The 16,431-nt window shown below is 70.3% G+C and carries 13 protein-coding genes and 3 pseudogenes; 10 read left to right on the top strand and 6 right to left on the bottom strand.

All coding sequences use genetic code 11. The features are described from left to right. Positions 1–129: 129 nt before the first annotated feature. From gcvPA to OH809_RS36505, 6 genes and pseudogenes are all read left to right on the top strand, one after another. Positions 130–1,521 (top strand): aminomethyl-transferring glycine dehydrogenase subunit GcvPA, encoded by a 1,392-nt coding sequence (gcvPA, locus tag OH809_RS36530; protein WP_406417087.1) that lies wholly within the window; start codon positions 130–132, stop codon positions 1,519–1,521. Then, positions 1,518–3,110 carry an aminomethyl-transferring glycine dehydrogenase subunit GcvPB gene (gene gcvPB / locus OH809_RS36525; protein WP_406516088.1) on the top strand — a complete coding sequence of 531 codons (1,593 nt, stop codon included), beginning with the start codon at positions 1,518–1,520 and terminating at the stop codon, positions 3,108–3,110. Before gcvPA ends, gcvPB begins: the two co-directional genes overlap by 4 nt. Next, positions 3,107–4,537, top strand: a complete 1,431-nt coding sequence (locus OH809_RS36520) for an ATP-NAD kinase family protein (protein ID WP_406516087.1) — start codon at positions 3,107–3,109, stop codon at positions 4,535–4,537. Before gcvPB ends, OH809_RS36520 begins: the two co-directional genes overlap by 4 nt. 48 nt (positions 4,538–4,585) lie before the next feature. Next, complete coding sequence (locus OH809_RS36515; protein ID WP_406516086.1) at positions 4,586–5,332, top strand: SDR family NAD(P)-dependent oxidoreductase; 747 nt, start codon at positions 4,586–4,588, stop codon at positions 5,330–5,332. A gap of 49 nt (positions 5,333–5,381) precedes the next feature. Next, the gene (locus OH809_RS36510; protein WP_406417092.1) at positions 5,382–6,023 is read left to right on the top strand and encodes a GntR family transcriptional regulator; all 642 of its coding nucleotides are present in this window, start codon (positions 5,382–5,384) and stop codon (positions 6,021–6,023) included. Positions 6,024–6,134: 111 nt separating this feature from the next. Beyond that, positions 6,135–6,290: pseudogene (locus OH809_RS36505) on the top strand (aldehyde dehydrogenase); the annotation flags it as partial. Here OH809_RS36505 and OH809_RS36500 read toward each other — a convergent pair. Further along, complete coding sequence (locus tag OH809_RS36500) at positions 6,289–7,701, bottom strand: aminopeptidase P family protein (protein WP_406516310.1); 1,413 nt, start codon at positions 7,699–7,701, stop codon at positions 6,289–6,291. The pseudogene OH809_RS36505 and the gene OH809_RS36500 overlap by 2 nt on opposite strands. Before the next feature lie 241 nt (positions 7,702–7,942). Between OH809_RS36500 and OH809_RS36495 the strand changes: the two genes are divergently transcribed. Continuing rightward, positions 7,943–8,926 (top strand): LuxR family transcriptional regulator, encoded by a 984-nt coding sequence (locus tag OH809_RS36495; RefSeq protein WP_393304225.1) that lies wholly within the window; start codon positions 7,943–7,945, stop codon positions 8,924–8,926. Positions 8,927–9,253: 327 nt separating this feature from the next. Beyond that, the gene (locus OH809_RS36490; protein WP_406516085.1) at positions 9,254–10,126 is read left to right on the top strand and encodes a universal stress protein; all 873 of its coding nucleotides are present in this window, start codon (positions 9,254–9,256) and stop codon (positions 10,124–10,126) included. 179 nt (positions 10,127–10,305) lie between these two features. Here OH809_RS36490 and OH809_RS36485 read toward each other — a convergent pair whose 3' ends face one another. Beyond that, on the bottom strand, positions 10,306–11,037 hold the full coding sequence (locus tag OH809_RS36485) for a response regulator (protein ID WP_406417096.1): 732 nt from the start codon (positions 11,035–11,037) through the stop codon (positions 10,306–10,308). Positions 11,038–11,495: 458 nt separating this feature from the next. On the opposite strand from OH809_RS36485, the gene OH809_RS36480 reads away from it, so the two are divergent. Together OH809_RS36480 and OH809_RS36475 are read left to right on the top strand one after the other, a co-directional pair. After that, positions 11,496–11,759: an STAS domain-containing protein gene (locus tag OH809_RS36480; RefSeq protein ID WP_406516309.1), complete on the top strand. Its 264-nt coding sequence runs from the start codon at positions 11,496–11,498 to the stop codon at positions 11,757–11,759. Positions 11,760–11,916: 157 nt separating this feature from the next. Further along, positions 11,917–12,378, top strand: a complete 462-nt coding sequence (locus OH809_RS36475) for a pyridoxamine 5'-phosphate oxidase family protein (RefSeq protein ID WP_406424778.1) — start codon at positions 11,917–11,919, stop codon at positions 12,376–12,378. Between the two features lie 51 nt (positions 12,379–12,429). Here OH809_RS36475 and OH809_RS36470 read toward each other — a convergent pair whose 3' ends face one another. The 4 genes and pseudogenes from OH809_RS36470 to OH809_RS36455 form a co-directional block, all read right to left on the bottom strand. Then, positions 12,430–14,127 (bottom strand): GAF domain-containing protein, encoded by a 1,698-nt coding sequence (locus OH809_RS36470; protein WP_406516084.1) that lies wholly within the window; start codon positions 14,125–14,127, stop codon positions 12,430–12,432. 95 nt (positions 14,128–14,222) lie between these two features. After that, positions 14,223–14,512: pseudogene (locus tag OH809_RS36465) on the bottom strand (bifunctional acetaldehyde-CoA/alcohol dehydrogenase); the annotation flags it as partial. A 169-nt stretch (positions 14,513–14,681) separates the two neighbouring features. Further along, positions 14,682–15,710: a type I glyceraldehyde-3-phosphate dehydrogenase gene (gene gap / locus OH809_RS36460; RefSeq protein ID WP_406516083.1), complete on the bottom strand. Its 1,029-nt coding sequence runs from the start codon at positions 15,708–15,710 to the stop codon at positions 14,682–14,684. Positions 15,711–15,881: 171 nt separating this feature from the next. Further along, a pseudogene (locus OH809_RS36455) lies at positions 15,882–16,169 on the bottom strand (hypothetical protein); the annotation flags it as partial. Between the last annotated feature and the right edge of the window lie 262 nt (positions 16,170–16,431).

Below are 16,431 nucleotides of genomic sequence, written 5' to 3'. Positions count from 1 at the left end.
TCCTGGAGCCTGAATGCCTAATGCTGTATTCAGAACACTGAATGACGGAGCCCGCCGTCAAGAGGTGTACACCCAAAGACTTTTGCTGCTGTGGTTCAGACTTCCGTCGGCTCACGCGAAAGGCGCGGCATGACGTCACCCCAGGAATCCGCCCCCTCTTACGTCCACCCCTACATCCCGAACGCGGTCCCCGCCGTGCGGCAGGCGATGCTCGAGGAGATCGGTGCGGCGAGCGTCGAGGACTTCTACGCCGACATCCCGGACTCCATCCGGCTGCACCGCCCCCTCGACCTGCCGACCCCGCTGCGCTCGGAGGCCGAACTCACCCGCCACATGGATGAGTTGCTCGGCCGCAACACCTCGACGCGGCAGGCGCTCAGCTTCCTCGGCTCCGGCTGCTACCAGCACCACGTACCGGCGGTCGTGGACGAGGTGGTCAACCGCAGCGAGTTCCTCACGGCGTACGCGGGCGAGCCCTACGAGGACCACGGCCGGTTCCAGGCACTGTGGGAGTACCAGTCGATGATGGCCGAGCTGCTCGACGTCGAAGTCGTCAACGTCCCGGTGTACGACGGCTTTCAGGCCTCGGGAACCGCGCTGCGGATGGCCGGCCGGATCACGGGCCGCCGCCGCGTGGTCGTCGCCACGGCCGTCGACGACGACAAGCTCTCCCGGATACGCGACTACGTACGCCCCGACCACGACGTGACGGTCGTGCCCGTCGACCCGGACACCGGCTGCGCCGACCTCGAGGCCGTACGCGCCGCGCTCGCCGCCGGCGACACGGCCGCTGTGTACGCGGACTCGCCCTCCGCGCTCGGCATCGTCGACGAGGCGCTGCCCCGTCTCGCCGAACTCGCCCACGAGTCAGGGGCGTTGTACGTCGTTGGCTGCAATCCGCTCACGCTCGGCGTGCTCGCGCCGCCCTCCGCGTACGGCGCGGACATCGCGTGCGGCGACATCCAGCCGCTCGGCCTCCACCAGAGCTTCGGCGGCGGCAACGCGGGCTTCATCGCCACACGGGACGAGGAGACGCTGGTCGCCGAGTACCCGTCACGCCTGTTCGGTCTCGTGCCGACGACCGTCGAGGGCGAGTACGGCTTCGGTGACGTCGCCTACGAGCGGACGTCGTTCGCGCTGCGCGAGGAGGGCAAGGAGTGGGTCGGCACGGCCGCCGCGCTGCACGGCATCGGCGCCGGGGTCTATCTCGCGCTGATGGGACCGCGGGGCATGCGGGAGATCGGCGACACGATCCTCGCGCTCACCGCGTACGCCCGCCGACGCCTCGCCGAGGTGCCCGGCATCGAGGTCCCGTACGGCGACGCCCTGCACTTCGCCGACTTCACCGTCCGCTACACGGGCAACAGGACCGCCGCCGAGATCCGCGCCGACCTCAAGGAACGGGGCATCTTCGGCGGCACACCGACCGGCACGCACGAGGCCACGTACTGCGTCACCGAAGTCCACACCAAGGCCGACATCGACCGACTCGCCGCGACCCTCGAGGAGATCGTCAAGTGACCGCCCCGCACGTACCCGTGTCCGTCTCCCCCGAGGAGGCCCGCGTCGCCAACAAGCCGCGCCTCCGCCGTTTCCAGCAGGCCTCCTGGGACGAGAAACTGATCTTCGAGCTGGGTTCGCCGGGCGAACGAGGCATTCTCGTACCGGCGGCCGATCCGTCGGTCGACCAGGTCGAGATACCCGCCGCGCTGCGCCGCGCAACGCCGCCCGCCCTGCCCGAAATGTCCCAACAGCAGGTCCTGCGCCACTACTTGCGCCTGTCGCAGGAGAACCTGGGCGCGGACCTCAACATCGACGTCGGCCAGGGCACCTGCACCATGAAGTACAGCCCCAAGGTCAACGACCAGTTCGTCCGCGACCCGCGGATCGCCGCGCTGCATCCGCTCCAGGACGAGGACACCGTGCAGGGCGTCCTCGGGATCATTCACAGCCTGGAGCAGCTCCTGAAGGAGATCTCCGGCATGGACCGGGTCTCGCTCCAGCCGGGCGCGGGCTCCGCGGCGATCTACACGAACGTCGCCATGATCCGCGCCTACTTCGCCGCGCGCGGCGAGCTGGAGCAGCGCGACGAGGTGATCACGACGATCTTCTCCCACCCGTCGAACGCGGCCTGTGCGAAGACGGCCGGCTTCAAGGTCATCACCCTCCACCCGGACGCCGACGGCTACCCGGACATCGAAGCGCTCAAGGCGGCGGTCGGCCCGCGGACGGCGGCCCTCCTCATCACCAACCCCGAGGACACGGGCATCTACAACCCGCGCATCGAGGACTTCGTACGGATCGTGCACGAGGCGGGCGGACTGTGCTCGTACGACCAGGCCAACGCCAACGGCATCCTCGGCATCACGCGGGCGCGGGACGCAGGCTTCGACCTGTGCCACTTCAATCTGCACAAGACGTTCTCGACACCGCACGCGTGCGGCGGTCCGGCGGCCGGCGCGTGCGCGGTCACTGCGGACCTCGCCCCGTATCTGCCGCGCCCCACGGTCGAGTTCGACGGGTCCGCCTACCGGCTTGACGACGACCGGCCCGAGTCGGTCGGCAAGATGCGGCCGTTCTACGGGGTCGTGCCGAACCTGGTCCGCGCCTACGCGTGGATCATGTCGCTCGGCGCGGAGGGTCTGCGGGCCGCCGCCGAGACGGCGGTCCTGAACAACAACTACCTCCTCCACAAGGTCCGGCAGATCCCCGGCGTCTCGATCCCCTACGCGGCCGGGCGCCCGCGCGTCGAGCAGGTCCGCTACAGCTGGGAGAAGCTCCACGAGGACACCGGCCTGCACTCCGAGGACATCGGCCTGCGCGCCGCGGACTTCGGCACCCACTACTGGACGAGCCACCACCCGTACGTCGTGCCCGAACCAATGACGCTGGAGCCGACCGAGTCCTACACGCGCGCCGACCTCGACGAGTACGCGGCGATCCTCGCGGAGATCGCCCGCGAGGCCTACGAGGACCCGGAGACCGTGCGCACGGCGCCGCACCGCTCGACCATCCACCGCGTACGCCCTGAGGCCCTCGACGACCCTGCGACGTGGGCGGTCTCCTGGCGCGCCTACCGCCGCAAGGTTCTCGGCGAGGCGACCCGTTGACCCGGCTGCCCAGGATCGGCCTGGTAGTCAACCCGGTCGCCGGCCTCGGTGGCCGGGTCGGCCTCGGCGGCACCGACGGCCCGGAGCGCCCCCGCGTGGCGCTCTCACTGGGGGCGCACCCTCTGGCCGGCGGGCGAGCGGTGGCCGCGCTGGGTGAACTCGCGCTGCGACTGGGCGAGTTGGCGGGGGCGTGGCGCCCCCGCCGAACGCCCGGCGCCCCCGGCCCCGGCCCCGGCGAACAGGTGAACGTGCGCGCCAGTTCGGCGACCCGTGTACCGGACGGGCGCCACGATGGGTCGGCAGGCGCGGCGCACGCCCCGTACGACGTCCCGGGCGGCGCGCCCACAGGCGCGCTCCACGCACCCGACGGCATGGCCGAACTCCCCGCGCATCCCGCGCCGGACACGCTCAACGGCCGGCCCGGTGGCGCGCCGCCCCCTGACACGGCCGGCCCGCCCCCGGGGTCCCGCATCCTCGTCGTGACGGCCGCCGGCACCCTGGGCGCCGACTCCGTCGCCGCCGCCGGGCTTCCCGCGCGGGTCGTGTACGCGGCCGAGGACGGTCGGGACACCTCGGCCGCGGACACGGCAGCCGCGGTGCGCGCCGTCGTCGCCGAGGGCGTCGATCTGCTCCTCTTCGCCGGGGGCGACGGCACCGCGCGGGACGTGCTCGCCGCTCTCGGGGACGCGCCCTGCCCCGTCCTCGGCGTGCCGACCGGTGTGAAGATGCACTCGGCCGTCTTCGCCGTCAGCCCGCGCGCCGCGGGTGAGGTCGCCGCTGCGTGGGTCGTCCGCAAGGGCGCCGTACGGCTGCGGGACGCCGAGGTGATGGACCGCGACGAGGATGCCCTGAGCGAAGGCCGCGTCACATCCCGGCTCTTCGGCTGGCTCCCCGTCCCCGACGTGCCGGTACGCGTACAGCAGCGCAAGACCGGCAGCACCGCCACCGCGCCGGAGGCGGTCGGCGGCATCGCGGCCGAGGTTGCCGAGCGCGTCGGCGACGGGCTGCTGGTACTCGGCCCCGGGAGCACCACCCGCGCCGTCGCGGCCGCGCTCGGCGCGGACGTCACCCTCACCGGGGTCGACGTGCTCAGCCTGCGCACCGGTCAGCCGCCGCGCGTCGTGGCCCGCGACGCCGCCGAGGACACCCTCCTCGCGCTCGGTCCGGCCTGGATCGCGCTCTCCCCCATCGGTGGCCAGGGCTTCCTCCTCGGCCGCGGCAACCAGCAGATCTCGCCCCGGGTCCTGCGCGCGGCGGGCGGCCGCGATCATCTGCTCGTGCTGTGCACCGAACAGAAACTGTCCGCGCTCGGCGGCCGCCCCCTCCTCCTCGACACCGGCGACGACGCGCTCGATGCGGAACTCTCCGGCCACCTCCCCGTCATCACCGGCAGGCGGCGTACGTCGCTGTACCGGCTCGCGACCTGACCCGACACCCCTGGAACCCGTACCTCCACGTCCCAGAAGGAGCCCAAGATGATCTCTCTTGACGGCAAGCGCGCCCTCGTGACCGGTGGCGGAGCCGGTATCGGCCGCGCCACCGCCCAGGTCCTCGCCGAACTCGGCGCCCGCGTGGTGATCGCAGACATCGACACGGAAGGCGGCGAACAGACAGCGAAGGACACCGAAGGGACGTTCGTACGCTGCGACGTGTCCCGGCGCGAGGACTGCGAGGCCGTCGTGAACACGGCGCAGGAGCGGTTCGGCGGCGTCGACGTACTCTTCAACAACGCCGGCATCATCCGCCGCTCCACGGTCTGTGAGATCACCGAGGACGACTGGGACCTGGTGATGGCCGTGAACATACGCTCGGTGATGCTGATGAGCCGCCTCGTGATCCCGGGGATGGCCGCCCGGGGCGGCGGCTCGATCGTCAACACCGGGTCCGGCTGGGGCATCCGCGGCGGCGGCCGAGCCGTCTCGTACTGCGCGTCGAAGGGTGCCGTCGTCAACATGACCCGCGCCATGGCCATCGACCACGGCCCCGACAACATCCGCGTGAACTGCGTCTGCCCCGGTGACACGGCGACCGGGATGCTCGCCGAGGAAGCCCGCCAGCTCGGTGAGAGCTCCGACGCGTTCTACGCCGATGCGGCCGACCGTCCGCTCGGCCGCATCGGGCAGCCCCGCGACATCGCCCAGACCGTGGCGTTCCTCGCCTCGGACGCCTCGGCGTTCCTGAGCGGGGCGATCATCCCGGTCGACGGCGCCGGTACCGCGTGACCTGCCGGTAGCGGATAATCGACCGCACCGAAGGGGAGGGCAGCCTCACATGCCAATCGAAAACCGCCCGCTGCGCGAACAGGTCAAGGAGGAATTGATCAAGCGCCTCGGGCGCGGCACGATCGCGACCAGCGAACCTATCAACGAAGGACAGCTCGCCACCGAGCTCGGCGTCAGCCGTACTCCGCTGCGCGAGGCCCTGATCACGCTGGAGCGTGAGGGCGTCATCACCAGTGAGCGCGGCAAGGGCTTCCGCTTCACACCGCTCAGCGCGCAGGAGTTCCGTGACCTGTCCGCGATCGTCGCGACACTGGAGGCGCTGGCCCTGGAGTCCAGCGACCCCGAGCATCTGGCGGCGACGGCTCCCCGGCTGCTCGAGGAGGCGCGCGCGTTCTCGGCCCCGCAGGCACCGCACGACGTCATAGAGCGGTACGACGACGCGTGGCACGACCTGCTCCTGTCGGGCTGCACGAACGACCGCCTGATGAAGCTGATCACCTCCCTGAAGGTGACGATGCACCGCTACGAGCAGGTGGCCCTGGGCGACCAGGACATCCTGGAGCGTTCCGCGGTGGAGCACGAGCGGATCGCCGAGTGCCTCCAGCGCGGCGACCTCGACGCGGCGGTCGCGGCGCTCAAGGAGAACTGGAACAGCGGAATGCACCGGATCCTGGAACACCTCAAGGACTGACGCCGTGCGGCGAGTCCCCGGCGGAGCCGTGGTGCGGGTCGGGCCCCGGGCTTGACCCGCACCGTCCATTCGGGGTCCGATCACCGTGGATCGGACGTGAGGAGCCGGCTGGGCCAGTACTTCGAGAACCCGAGTCCGGTCAACGGTCAGCCGTTCTCGGATATCGCCCGAGGCACCGAGGCGGACGCGGAGCGCGCCCCGGACACGGTGCACGCTGCCGCGCCCGCCCGGGGCCGTACGTCGCCCACCGCACACGCCGCCCGGCTCAGCCGGCGAACTGGGCCATCCACAGCTCGACTTCGTCCGCGGCGCGCGGCAGGCCGGCCGACAGGTTCTCGTGGCCGCCGTCGGTGACGACCAGATCGTCCTCGATCCGGACGCCGATGCCGCGCCATTCCTCGGGCACGGTCAGATCGTCCGCCTGGAAGTACAGGCCTGGCTCGACGGTGAGCACCATGCCCGGCTCCAACACGCCGTCGACGTACTCCTCGTTCCGGGCCATCGCGCAGTCATGGACGTCCAGACCGAGCATGTGGCCGGTTCCGGCCATGGTGAAGCGGCGCTGCAGGCCGAGTTCGTACGCGCGGTCGACGGGGCCGTCGATGAAGCCCCACTCGACCAGCCGCGCCGCCAGGTAGCGTTGCGACGCCTCGTGGAAGTCGCGGTACAGGGCCCCCGGCTTGACCGCCGCCATGCCGGCCTCCTGGGCCTCGTACACCGCGTCGTAAATCTCGCGCTGCAGTGGCGTGAAGGTCCCGTTGATCGGAAGTGTGCGGGTGATGTCGGCGGTGTACAGGGAGTGCGTCTCCACGCCGGCGTCGAACAGGAGCAGATCGCCCGGGCGCACCGGACCGTCGTTGTCAGTCCAGTGCATGATCGTGGCATGCTCGCCCGCGGCACAGATCGAGCCGTAGCCGACGGCGTTGCCCTCGAGACGTGCCCGGCGGAAGAAGGTTCCCTCGATCCACCGCTCGGACGACGCGATCGCCCGGGAAAGCTCCCCGATGACGTCGGTGAATCCGCGCACGGTGGAGTCCACAGCCTTGCGGATCTCGGCGATCTCCCACTCGTCCTTCACGAGGCGGAGTTCGCTGAGCGCCTCCTCCAGCTCGGCGTCACGCTCTTCATCAGTGGTGACAGCGGCTTCAAGGGACGGGTCGTAACCACGGACGATCCGCGTCGGTGCGCCGGGAGCAGCGGCCAGGTCGCGGGCCACCGTGCGGACGTCGCGGCAGGGCAGTCCGAGCACGCGCTCCGACTCGGTGAGGGAACGGCGCCGGCCCATCCACAGCTCTGCCGTCGCGCCTGTCCAGAAGACGTCGTTGTCCCTGCTGTCCCGTGGCAGCTGGTAGCAGTACGCGTCGTGGCCACCGTCCGCGCGGGGTTCGAGCACGAGAGCGCCGTCACGGGCCTGGTCCCCGGTCATGTGCACATAGCCCGAGTACGGTCGGAACGGGTAGCTGTCATCGTTCGAGCGGGTCTTGAGGTTCCCCGAGGGGATCACCAGGCGTTCGCCGGGAAAACGCGCGGAGAGCGCGGCGCGGCGGCGGGCCGCGTACGGAGCCTGCTCGCTGAGCTGCAGACCGTGCTGCTCGGTGTCCGCCCACCCCGTCCGCATCAGGGCGGACAGCTCCTCGGAGATCTCTTGGTAGAGACCGTTCTTTCGACCTTTCGCCACTTCGTACACCTTCTTCTGGGTGGGTTCCTCGCGGGCGAGGGGCAGAGAGGCGCGTGCGGACAGGCCGAACTTCCTCCCGGTGCAGCCCCAGGCGCATTCGCTGCCACCGATTGTCGGCGGCTCCCGGACGGTACCCCGCATCGCGCTCACCGGGTGCCGAAGACTGCCACTGGCACAGATCGGCCACCGGACATCCGAACCCCCCGCCCGGCCCGAACGGGAGCCGTCGATAATGAGGCACATGGCTAACGCAAAACTCAGCGAAGCTCTTCGGCTTCTGGGGATCGATCACGAGGCAGGCCGGGTCTATCTGGCCCTGCTGGATCTGGCGCCCGCTCCGCTGAGCGCGATCGGGGCCGCGGCCGCTCTGGACGGCGCGGAACTCGCCGCGGCGTACGGCGAACTGGTCGACGCAGGCTTGGCCAGTGCCGCCGTGGAGGGCCAGGATGTGGTGGCCCCGGTTCCGCCCGCCGCAGGGCTGGAGATCCTCGGCCGGCACCGGGCGGCCGAGCTCGACGAGTCGCGCATCACCGTCGGGGGCGCGTTCGAGTCGTTCCGGCGGCAGCGGCTCGCCGCGTACAACGACGATCTCGTCGAAGTCGTCACCGGGGAGGCCATCGGTCCCAGGATGCGCCATGCCTGGGCCAGTGCCCGCGAACAGATCCGGCAGTTCGACTCACCGCCGTACTTCCCCCTCTCCGGCGCCACCGACGATGCGCTGGCCACCCTCGCCCGCGGTGTGACGCAGCGTGTCGTGTACTCGCGGGAGTCACTGGAGCATCCGGGCCAGCTGGAGGCGGTCATCGAACCGTGCATCGAGGCCGGTGAACAGGCCAGGGTGCTGCCGTCGGTGCCGGTCAAGCTCGTGATCATCGACGAGGCGTACGCGCTCGTGTCGTTGTCGATCAAGGAAGCCGACGTGCACAACACCATGCTGGTCGTGCAGCCGTGCGGGCTGCTCTCCGCGCTCGTGGCACTGTTCGAGCAGGCATGGCAGAACGCACTGCCCTTCCACGGCCGCACCGTCCGGCCGGGCGGCCTGCTGCCCGCCGACCGCCGCCTGCTGTGGCTCCTTGCCGGCGGTGCGAGCGACGAGGTCATCGCCCGGGAGATCGGAATCAGCCGCCGCACACTGTTCCGCCGGGTGCAGATCCTGATGGCCCGGCTGGGTGCCACGAGCCGGTTCCAGATGGCTCTGCAGGCGCAGCGTTGCGGATGGCTTTGACTGGGGCATGCCCGTCTGCCCCGACCGGGACGACGCGTCGTCCCCGGTCGGTTCGGTGCGCGCAGGTGTGCATCTGCCGGCCGCGGCCGGCGGCCATCCCCAGGGCACACAGCCTCCGGAGGGTGGATCTGTTTCGAGGACGAGGCCGGTGCCTGGCTGAACGGCCCGGTCCGCCGCACCTGGGGCAAGGTGGGGACATCCCGGCCGAACGGGCCCGCGTGTCGGGCCTACCGGCCCTCGTCGAACGGCTCCCGGCTCCATGAGGATCGAAGGACAGAGGGGCGGCCGAACCGGCCGTGCCCGCCCGACCCGTACGGAGGCCATCACATGACCCGCCCTGTCACTGTAGGAGTGGACGGTTCCCCGGAAAGCCTGGCCGCGGCCGACTGGGCAGCCCGTGAAGCCGCGCTCCGCGGCCTGCCCCTGCGCGTTGTGTACGCCTGGCTCTGGCAGCCCCTGGACGTACCGATCGTCCAGGACAGGGAAGTGCAGGCCCACTCCGCCAACGCCGTGCTGCGAGAGGCCGAGACACGCGTGGCCGACCGGTATCCGGACCTGTCGGTCACAGCCGAAGTGGTGCCGAATACGGCAGTTCCCACCCTGCTCACCGAGGCCGACCAGGCCGGCATGCTGGTCCTCGGATCACGCGGGCACGGAGCCATCGCCGGATTCCTGCTCGGCTCATACGGTCAGCAGGTGATCGCGAGCGCGACGCGCCCGGTGGTGTCGGTCCGGGCCCCCAATGGGCAGGCGCATGAGCCGGAAGGCGACGAGGTCGTCGTGGGCCAGCAGGGTGAGGCCGAGGACAGTGACGCCGTGCTGGAGTTCGCCTTCGAGGCGGCTGCCGCACGGGGCGCGACCGTGCGCGCGGTGCGGGCCTGGAGCCTGCCGCCCATCTTTGCCTACAGCCCGGGTTCGATGCGCCTCGCCGACGAGGCGGGAGGGCTGGAACCGTTCGAGAGGAAGACGCTGGAGCAGGCGCTCGCTCCCTGGCAGGAGAAGTTCCCCGCCGTGCCGGTGATCCCGCACGTGGAAATCGGAAGCGCTGGACAGGTGTTGCTGTCGGCCGCCTCCGGGGCCCAGTTGCTCGTGCTGGGCCGCCGGGTACGCCGCTCCCCCGTCGGTAACCGCATCGGATCGGTAGCCCATGCCGCTCTGCACCATGCCGACTGCCCCGTCGCAGTGGTGCCGCACGCCTGAGAACCGATCCGCGCCAGGATGGAGGCTCCCGGGATCAGGTCCTGCGATGCATCCCCAGCCTGGTCCATGCTGGCCGGCCCCCTCGTCCGACGGCTGACACCCCGATTCCGAGAGGAACCGGGGTGTCAGCTTCTTCCGCGGGACGCGGTCCGGGCACGTCACTTCCGGTGCGCGGCACCTCAGTTCCATGAGCGGGCCGCATGCGTCGGGGAGACTGGGCTTGCCTGGCCCGTGCCCGCAGCCAGGGCCTGGGTGGCTATGACGGCTGCCTGCACCCGACGCTCCACACCCAGCTTGGCGAGCAGCCGGGAAATGTTGTTCTTGACCGTCTTCTCCGCCAGGTAGAGCCGCTTGCCGATCTCCCGGTTGGTCAGCCCTTCGCCCACGAGCGCCAGGATCTCCCGCTCACGGTCGGTCAGCGCGGGCAGCCCTCGCTGTTGCTCGTTCTGCGGGGTGTCGCCTCGCAGACGTGCCATCACACGGGCTGTGGCGCCAGGACCCAGCATGGACTGGCCGGAGGCCACGGTCCGTACAGCGTGGACGAGGTCGGTGCCGGTGATCTGCTTGAGGACATAGCCGGACGCCCCGGCCATGATGGCGTCCAGCAGCGCCTCCTCGTCGTCGAACGAGGTGAGCATCAGGCAGGCTAGATCGGGCATCCGGGACCGCAGCTCGCGGCATACGCTCACACCGTCCCCGTCCGGGAGACGCACGTCCAGTACGGCGACCTGCGGGCGCAGCGCGGGCACCCGCACCAGCGCCTGTTCGGCGGTGGCCGCTTCGCCGACCACGATCAGGTCGGGCTCGGCGTCCAGCAGGTCGTACACACCGCGGCGCACCACCTCGTGGTCGTCCAGGAGGAACACCCTGACCGGGTCCTTCTCAATGGGGCCGCCACTGCTGTCCGTCATCACACACTCCGTATCGGCTGGGTACGTCCGCCGGGGCGGACCCTCTGCATAGTGTCCTCGTACGGTTCGAACGACCAGGGCCGAACGGCCCTGATCCGCCCTGCCCGGCAGAAGCTCCCCTGCGCTGCCTATGCCTACCGCTCCGTCACCCCATTCGGTGCCCAACACATCAGGATCGTCTCCGGCTACGGCACCATCGCCCCATCGTGCCAGGAGGCTCGCTCCGCAGGGAGCCGCTCCCCATGACCTCGCCGTCGCGGACCAGGAGGGACCAACGGCCCTGCGTGAGGGGCCTGAGGACCTGCCGGCTCCGGCCGGTCACCTGATGGACTTTCGGGCGTCGGCCGAGCCGGCGAAACCGGCGCCCCCTGACGACGCCCTGACGGAGAGGCCCCCCAACTCATGACTTCGATCACCCTGACCACGACAGCACTGAACGACAGCACCCTGGCCGTCGCCTGTCCGGCGAGCCCGACATAGCCACCGCCGGACGAATCGAGCAGGATCTGGCTCACTTGACCGTCGGCACAGTACGCGAACTGCGCCTCGATCTGTCGGGCGTCACCTTCTGCGACAGCTCCGGAGCCGACCTGTTCGTACGGGTGCATCAACACTGCGCGGCGACGGGCGTGCGACCTCACATGTGCGGTGTGCCGCGCCTTTGCACGACGGTGTTTCGCGTGCTTGGCGTGGATGGCACCCTCCCCTGCTCCTTTGCCTGACCACCGCTCACCAGCGGCGGGCCGACATTGAGCGTCCGGGCAACCGGACCCCGGAAAGGTCCGTTCGGCCCTGTCGCCGCAGCGGCCCCTGGGAAACGCTGGCTGTCACGGCAGCGAGCTGCTTCAAGGCACGAAGCAGGAGCAAAGGGTGGGCATGATGGACGACGAAGCCACGCAGCGGACAGGGAGAAGCCGCGTCACGGTGGCGCCCCGGCGTGTGACGCGACTGGACCGCGACGAGGCGCTGCGGCTGCTCGGCACCGTGTCACTCGGACGCATCGTCTTCACCGAACGAGCTCTGCCCGCTGTCCGCCCGGTCAACCACCTCCTGGACGGCAAGGACATCATCGTCCAGCTGCACGAAGGGGCGGCGCTCACTTCGATCGTGGCACCGACCGACGAGACAGGTGTCGTCGTTGCCTACGAGGCCGACGTCATCGACCCCGACACCCATCTCGGCTGGAGCGTCGTCGTCACCGGCTACGCCCACCGGGTCACGGATCCCGGGGACCTCGCCCGCTACGCGGCAAGGCTCCGCCCGTGGGTAGTGCATCCCGCCATGAACGCAGCTCTGCGCATCCAGCCCGACCTGGTCACGGGTTCCAGGCTCACGGTCTGAGAACGTTGGCGACTTCCCCGTGCGCCGACCCGTCGCGGGACCTCCGTCCCTTCACGCCTCGCGGACGGCGGCGAGTGGAGCCCGCCATATGAGCCGGCTGCCGCCCTCGGCCGGAGTCCGGATGTCCAGGCTGCCGCCCACGCTGCTCGCGCGTTCGCCAAGGTTCCGCAGTCCGCTGCGCCTGCCGTCGGCCGGGATTCCCTTTCCGTTGTCCGACACGGTGAGAACGACCTCGTCCACCGTGGCCTGCAGGGACACCTCCACCCGCGTCGCATGCGCGTGCCGGGCGGCGTTGCTCAGCGTTTCGCCGAGGGCTGCCATGACGTGGTCGGCCACCGCCGGTGGGACATCCGTGTCCAGCAGGCCCTCCATGCTCAGGCGCGGCGGGAACCCCAGCGCCGCACCGGCTTCGCCGACGGCGCGGGCGACGCGCGCACGCAGACTCGGCCCGGTCTCGTCCTCCCGGGCCCGCAGGCCGAAGATCGTGGAACGGATGATCTTGATGGTTTCGTCCAGGTCCCCGACCGCGCGCTGCACACGCTCCGCGGCGCCGACGTGCTCGACGAGCCGTGCGGCACTCTGCAAGGTCATGCCGGTGGCGAACAGCCGCTGGATGGCCAGGTCGTGCAGGTCACGGGCGATACGGTCCCGGTCCTCCAGCAGCGCGAGCTGCTCGGCGTCACGCCGGCGCTCGGCCAGTTCCAGAGCCAGCGCGGCCTGTCCGGCGAAGGCAAGCAGCGGCTGCAGCTCCCCCTCGGTGAAGACCGGCTCGCCCTCGGCGCGTGCCAGCAGCAGAACGCCTCGGGTGTCCTTGGCCGCAGCGCCCAGGGGTACGGCCGCGGCCGGCCCCAGGCCCTCGAAGCGCGTGGGGCCTGCGGTGAAGCGGGCATCGTCGGCCAGGCCCACCGTCGTCACCGGCGTACCGATCTGGTAGGCGGCGCCCGACAGGGTGCCTTCGACCGGTACCACGAGGCCCCGGCGCATGCTGTCGTCCGCGCCGATGGCCAGCTCGACGACCAGGTCCTCGGTCCCGGCGACGGGCACGGACACATCCGCGACTCGCGCGCCGGTGATCTCCCGGGCGCGGCGCGCAATCAGTTCCAGGACCTCCAGCCGGGGCTTGCCGGAGAGCAGTCCGTTGGTGATCTCCGCATTCGCCTGCAGCCAGCGCTGCTGGCGCTGCGACGCCTCGTACAGCCGGGCGTTGTCGATGGCCACACCTGCGGCGACGGAGAGCGTGGAGATCACCGCCTCGTCCTCGGCGTCGAAGTCCCGGCCACCCCGCTTGTCGGTCAGATAAAGGTTGCCGAACACCTCGTCGCGCACCCGGATCGGCACACCGAGGAACGTACGCATCTGCGGGTGATGGGCGGGAAAGCCGTACGACGCCGAATGGGAGCCGAGATCGGTGAGGCGCAGAGGCTCGGGGTTGCGGATCAGCTCGCCGAGCAGCCCGTGTCCGGCCGGCAGCGGCCCGATCCTGGCGATCTCCTCCTCGGTCAGCCCGACGGTCAGGAACTGCGACAGCGTCCGTCCGTCCGGCCCGATCACGCCCAGCGCCGCGTACTGCGCGTCGACCAGCAGAGCGGCGGCCTCGGCGATGCGCCGCAGCACCTGGGGAAGGTCGAGCTCGCGGCCCACCGAGACCACGACTTCCAGGAGGCTGTGCACCCGGTCGCGCGTACCGCGGGCCGCGTTGATGCGCGTCTGCAGCTCTTCGAGCAGCTCATCGAGCCGCATCTGAGGCATACGTGACAACGACTCCTCGACGCTCACGCGCCTCCCCTCCGCTTTCACCCACTGGACGCGAACAGCTTATCGCTCCGTACGGGTGAAAACGGCGGCTACGCGGAAGGCATGAGACGCGGGTCGGCGTAAGATGTCGCGCGCATGATGTCCTCCATGTCATGGATCATCGGCATACGGGGGTTGGCCTGTGCGCACTGGTCCTCGTAGGCGTTGAGGGCCTGCTGAGGCGGGGTAGCCATGAATGCCGCTTCGTCGATGCCCATTGTGCGGAACGATAGCTCGATACCGACCGCGTCACGCAGCCGTTCCACCGCCGCGGCGCAGGAGGCCACGCCCTCGACGGGTGTAGCGGCCGGCAGTCCCGAGCGCGTGCGATGTCCTGGAAGGCCCCGGACCCGATGGGCTCCAACTCCTGCCCGGTCAGGCGTTTCTGCGATATGATCCGGCCCTCCACGACGTACGAGCGCCGACGCAGGGGATTGCGCCGCCACCGCCACAGCCGTGCCTTCCTACCCATCGTCGCGCCCCTTCCTTTCACCGTCTGCGAGTCCGCGTCACCGGTCGCCGAGGCGGACGGCGACGTACTCTGTGAGGTCGAGGAGACGATTGGTGTAGCCCCATTCGTTGTCGTACCACCCAAAGACCTTGACGAGGTCGCCATGAGCCTGCGTCAGCGGGGCGTCGACGATGCAGGAAGCGGGATCGCCGACGATGTCGCGCGAGACGATCGGTGCGTCACTGACGCGCAGAATGCCCTTGAGCGGTCCCTGGGCGGCCTCCCTGAACGCGGTGTTGACCTCGTCGGCTGTGACGGGGCGGTCCAGCACGAGGCTCAGATCGGTCAGGGAGCCGTCCTCGACCGGTACACGCACCGCTATGCCGTCCAAGGTGCCCGCGAGGCCGGGGAGTACGAGACCGACGGCGCGGGCGGCGCCGGTGCTGGTCGGGATGATGTTCACTGCGGCCGTGCGGGCCCGGCGCAGGTCCTTGTGGGGGCCGTCGAGAACGGCCTGGTCGTTGGTGTAGCCGTGGATCGTGGTCATGAGGCCCTTGACGATCCCGAACCGCTCGCTGAGCACCTTCACCATCGGCGCCACGCAGTTGGTGGTGCAGGAGGCGTTGGAGACGACGTGGTCGGACTCAGGGGCGTACGTGTCCTCGTTGACGCCCATGACGATGGTGGCGTCGACTCCCTTGCCCGGCACCGACAGCAGCACCTTGCGTGCCCCGGCGTTCAGGTGCAGGCCGGCGGCCTCCCTGGTGCGAAAGCGTCCCGTGGACTCGATGACCATGTCGACGCCCAGCGCGTCCCACTTCAGAGCGGCGGGGTCGCGTTCGGAGGTGACCGCGATGCGGTGTCCGTCGACCGCGATCGAGTCGGAGTCGTGCTCGACGGTGCGGTGCAGCCGTCCGTATGTCGAGTCGTACTTCAGGAGGTGTGCGAGTGTCTCCGGGGAGGCGAGGTCATTGACCGCCACCACCTCCACCGGGATGCCGTCGCCTTCTTCCACGCGCTCCATGACGCAGCGCAGATAGTTGCGCCCGATGCGGCCGAAACCGTTGATGCCGATGCGTACGGTCATGTCCTTCGTCCTTCCGATGAGTGCTGGGCTGTGTGTCCCGAACAGCCTGGGTTCAGCGCCCGCGTGGTGGGCAGGGGCCGACAGGGATGCGGCACCGGGCCGTTCGGCCCTCATCGACCCCGTCGATCCGGGGCCCCCAGGCTGCGGCGTCCCCGAATGCTCCGGATGTCGTCACAGGAGCCAGCGGTTACGGCGGACGAGGGGCAGGCGCTCCCAGATGGTGCCCAGGCCCCAGGTGCGGCCGGCGCCAATCGCGGCGAGCGTGACGAGGATGGCCGCGTACAGGACGTGATAGTCCACCAGAGGATTCGCCGACATACTGAGGCTGCCGTCCGACAGATGCCTGGCCAGAGGCCACTCGGCAGCCCACATGAGCGCCATCATCACGGTGCCCGCTGCTGCTGCGACGCGCAGGGCGACGCCGCTCGCCAAGGCGACACCGACGCCGAGCTGACCTACGCCTTCGACGACCGCGACGTACCCGCGGCGAATCCGGCTGCAGTGGGGCGTGGGCGGCAGCTGGCCCCGTCGGCTCCAGGCAGTGGCCAGCACATGGTCAATGATCGCCCGGCACCTTGCGACCTGGGGTTCCGTCGCCCGTGAGAGCGGTGGAGACCCACGCCAAGGGGCATGCATGTGCCCGCGTTGTGGACCGAAGGTCCCTCCTGCGCGGCCGAACAGCCCGCGAAACCCAGGTGGCCAGGTACAGGTGGGCCCGGGG

The sequence above is a fragment of the Streptomyces sp. NBC_00873 genome, assembly GCF_045207415.1.
Classification (GTDB): domain Bacteria; phylum Actinomycetota; class Actinomycetes; order Streptomycetales; family Streptomycetaceae; genus Streptomyces.
This window is presented reverse-complemented; position numbering and strand designations above follow the sequence as displayed.

Excerpts from the sequence above, each read along its gene's own strand:
- gcvPA (WP_406417087.1), top strand. The coding sequence starts at position 130 with ATGACGTCACCCCAGGAATCCGCCCCCTCTTACGTCCACCCCTACATC.
- OH809_RS36515 (WP_406516086.1), top strand. The coding sequence starts at position 4,586 with ATGATCTCTCTTGACGGCAAGCGCGCCCTCGTGACCGGTGGCGGAGCC.
- OH809_RS36510 (WP_406417092.1), top strand. The coding sequence starts at position 5,382 with ATGCCAATCGAAAACCGCCCGCTGCGCGAACAGGTCAAGGAGGAATTG.
- OH809_RS36495 (WP_393304225.1), top strand. The coding sequence starts at position 7,943 with ATGGCTAACGCAAAACTCAGCGAAGCTCTTCGGCTTCTGGGGATCGAT.
- OH809_RS36490 (WP_406516085.1), top strand. The coding sequence starts at position 9,254 with ATGACCCGCCCTGTCACTGTAGGAGTGGACGGTTCCCCGGAAAGCCTG.
- OH809_RS36485 (WP_406417096.1), bottom strand. The coding sequence starts at position 11,037 with ATGACGGACAGCAGTGGCGGCCCCATTGAGAAGGACCCGGTCAGGGTG.
- OH809_RS36475 (WP_406424778.1), top strand. The coding sequence starts at position 11,917 with ATGGACGACGAAGCCACGCAGCGGACAGGGAGAAGCCGCGTCACGGTG.
- OH809_RS36470 (WP_406516084.1), bottom strand. The coding sequence starts at position 14,127 with ATGCCTCAGATGCGGCTCGATGAGCTGCTCGAAGAGCTGCAGACGCGC.
- gap (WP_406516083.1), bottom strand. The coding sequence starts at position 15,710 with ATGACCGTACGCATCGGCATCAACGGTTTCGGCCGCATCGGGCGCAAC.